We start from the raw sequence: 2,880 nt of genomic DNA on the forward strand, positions 1-2,880 counted from the left end.
ATCCATCACTCTCTTCAGTTCTCGTCGTGTCCCTGTCCGACGGGACCTAGCGCCGCGTCAGGCAACCTTCGCCCGGCAAAGGCTGCCTGACGCGGCCCTAGACCGCGCTGCTGCCGCCGTCGACGGGCACCGCGCCCCCGGTGACGAACGAGGACTGGTCGCTGAGCAGCCACAGGGCCGCCCGCGCCACCTCCACCGGCTCGGCCAGCCGCGGCTGGATGGCCCGGGCCGTGGCGGCCAGCTCCAGCTCCGGGACCTTCCGGATGGCCTCCTCCATCAGCTCGGTGCGGGTCGACCCGACCATCAGGGCGTTGACCCGGATGCCCCGCCGCCCGTACTCCGCCGCCGCGGCCCGGGTCAGACCGAGCACCGCGTGCTTGGCCGCCACGTAGGGCGAGACCGCCCCGGTGGCGAACAGGCCCGCGGTGCTGGACGTGTTGACGATCGCCCCGCCGGAGCCCTGCCCCAGCATGACCGGGATCTGCTGCTTCAGGCAGTTCCACACGCCCCGGACGTTCACCTCCATGATCCGGTCGAAGACCGCGTCGTCGGTCTCGTGCAGCTCCGAACCGAGCGTCCCCCAGCCCGCGTTGTTGAACGCGCCGTCCAGACCGCCGAACGCCTCGGTCGCGGTGGCGACGGCCCGGGCGACGTCCCGGGCCAGGGTGACGTCGCCGACGCACGCCTCGGCCCGGCCGCCCCCGGCCCGGATCTCGGCGACCAGCGCGCCCAACTGCTCCGCCCTGCGGGCCATCAGCACCACGGCGGCCCCCTCCGCGGCGAACAGCCGACCGGCCGCCGCCCCTATCCCGCTGGAAGCCCCCGTGACCATGATTCTCTTCCCGCTCAGCGAGCCCTGGCCCAGTTCCATGTGTGTGTCCCTCCCGAGTCCCGGTGCAATGGAGTTCGTCGTGCCCTGTACGGCGGTGCTCAGTCGAACGGGTGGAGCGAGCGTGCGGGTCCCGCGCCGCGGCCGCCCGGCCGAGGGTGGCGCGCCGCGGGCGCTCCGTGCCGGGTGTCGTGCGGTGCGGTCGGTGTGGTGCGGTGTGGTGCGGGGCGGTCGCCGGCCGCGGGTCAGGCGAACCGCACGCGGCTCACCCGGCCCGCCCGCGGGACTCGTCGATCGAGATCCGGCTGAGGGCGCTCGGCACCGCGATCGCCGGCAGCAGACACTGCCACATCTCGGCCACCCGGCTCGGCAGGTCGGTGTGCACGGTCTCGACGTACGAGTGCATCTGCGCGCCGGTGCACGCGTTGACCACCAGCCGGGCCACCGCTTCGATGTCGGTGCTGGCCTTCAACTCCCGCCGGGCCTGCGCGGCGCGGAGGTTGTCGGCCATGATCGACGTCCACTGCTGGTGGGAGTTCTCCTCGCGCGGGACGAACTGCTCCTGCTCCCACACCAGTCGGGCGCCCGCCCGCAGGAAGGGGTCGACGGGCAGCTGGTACGCCCAGGTGAGGGTGACGTCGATCGCGTGCTGCAGGCCCTGGGAGGAGTGCGGCGGCACCACCAGTTCGGGCTGCCGGGAGACGATGTGCCGGGCCAGTTCGTCCTTGCTGCGGAAGTGGAAGTAGACGGCGCCCAGCGTCACTCCCGCCCGGTCGGCGATCTTCGAGACGCTCGCCCCCGCGAAGCCGAGCTGCCCGAACACGTCCGCCGCGGCCTCCACCACCATGGCGCGGGTCCGTTCCGCCCGCTCCTGTTTGAGCTCTCGTCTCGCCATCCTGTGCCTCCGTCGGTCTTTACCAAAAGCGAAGTGTTCTTTATTTTATGGCGCAGAGGCAACGGGGGCCAAGTCACTTGCCCCGGTCCATGATCGGCAACCCACTGCTGGGGGGAATCTCGCATGGCACCGAACAGCACCGCCACCTGCGGCACCGCCGCCGCCGTCATCGCCCTACCCGAACCACCCGAACTGCCTGAACTGCCCGAGCCGTTAGACATGTCCGCGATGGTCCGCAAGGCGATACCCGACGAAGCCCTGGTCACCGGCTGGAGCCCGGTCTCCGACGACGCCCAGCGGGTCCTCGCCGAGTGGCCGACCGAGCACGCCTTCTACGTCCAGGACGGCCGCTACAGTCCCTTACTGGTCGTCGAGAGCGTCCGACAAGCACTGGCACTGTTGACCCACTCCTTCCACCACGTACCGCTCGGCCACCGCCTCGGCCTCGAACGCCTGCGGGCCGCCGTCGACCCCGCGGCCCTGGCCGTCGGGCCCGAACCCGCCACCGTCAGCCTGCTGATCACCCACCCCGAGGTGAAGCGCCGCAGGCTCGGATCGCTGCACTGCACCTCCCGGATCGAGGTCCACCGCGCGGGACGCCCCGTCGGCAGCGCCGAACTCGCCTACACGACCTACCCGCCCGCCCTGTACGACCGCCTGCGCGGACGGTACGCGGACGCCGCCCGGGCCTTCGCCCAGGCCCTGCCGCTCACCCCGCCGGTGGCCGCCGGCCTGGTCGGCCGCCACCTGGAGCGGGACGTCGTCCTCAGCCCGACGGCCGCGGAACACCACTGGCAGCTGCGGGTCGACCCCGGCCACCGGATCCTCTTCGACCACCCCCACGACCACGTACCGGGCATGGTGCTGCTCGAAGCCGCCGCGCAGGCCGGACAGGTCGTCGCCGGCACCCCGGTCCTGCCCGTCGCCTTCGACGCCCGCTTCTCCCGGTACGTCGAGTTCGACCGGGCCTGCCTGCTGACCGCCGAAGCGCTACCGGCCGGACCGGCCGACCAGGAGGGGACCGGCCGGGTCCGGGTCGACGCCACCCAGGACGGCGCCGCCGTCTTCTCCATCACGGTCACCAGCAGGCCGCAGTACGGCTGACGCCCCGACCCCCGCCGCGCACCGCCGCGCACCGCCGCCGGTGCCGGCGGTG

3 protein-coding genes are annotated in these 2,880 nt (G+C 72.7%); 1 reads left to right on the forward strand and 2 read right to left on the reverse strand.

The genetic code is table 11. The features are described from left to right. Nucleotides 1-97 precede the first annotated feature (97 nt). Together ACWEO5_RS38265 and ACWEO5_RS38270 are read right to left on the reverse strand one after the other, a co-directional pair. Nucleotides 98-832: an SDR family NAD(P)-dependent oxidoreductase gene (locus ACWEO5_RS38265; protein WP_344559440.1), complete on the reverse strand. Its 735-nt coding sequence runs from the start codon at nt 830-832 to the stop codon at nt 98-100. Between the two features lie 262 nt (nt 833-1,094). Further along, a complete protein-coding gene (locus ACWEO5_RS38270; RefSeq protein ID WP_452166675.1) occupies nt 1,095-1,724 on the reverse strand; it encodes a ScbR family autoregulator-binding transcription factor in 630 nt (209 codons plus the stop codon). A 123-nt stretch (nt 1,725-1,847) separates the two neighbouring features. Here ACWEO5_RS38270 and ACWEO5_RS38275 point away from each other — a divergent pair, with 123 nt between their 5' ends. Then, nucleotides 1,848-2,828: a ScbA/BarX family gamma-butyrolactone biosynthesis protein gene (locus ACWEO5_RS38275; protein WP_452166676.1), complete on the forward strand. Its 981-nt coding sequence runs from the start codon at nt 1,848-1,850 to the stop codon at nt 2,826-2,828. Nucleotides 2,829-2,880: the final 52 nt, after the last annotated feature.

The sequence above is a fragment of the Kitasatospora sp. NPDC004272 genome (assembly GCF_053603035.1).

Excerpts from the sequence above, each read along its gene's own strand:
- ACWEO5_RS38275 (WP_452166676.1), top strand. The coding sequence starts at position 1,848 with ATGGCACCGAACAGCACCGCCACCTGCGGCACCGCCGCCGCCGTCATC.
- ACWEO5_RS38265 (WP_344559440.1), bottom strand. The coding sequence starts at position 832 with ATGGTCACGGGGGCTTCCAGCGGGATAGGGGCGGCGGCCGGTCGGCTG.
- ACWEO5_RS38270 (WP_452166675.1), bottom strand. The coding sequence starts at position 1,724 with ATGGCGAGACGAGAGCTCAAACAGGAGCGGGCGGAACGGACCCGCGCC.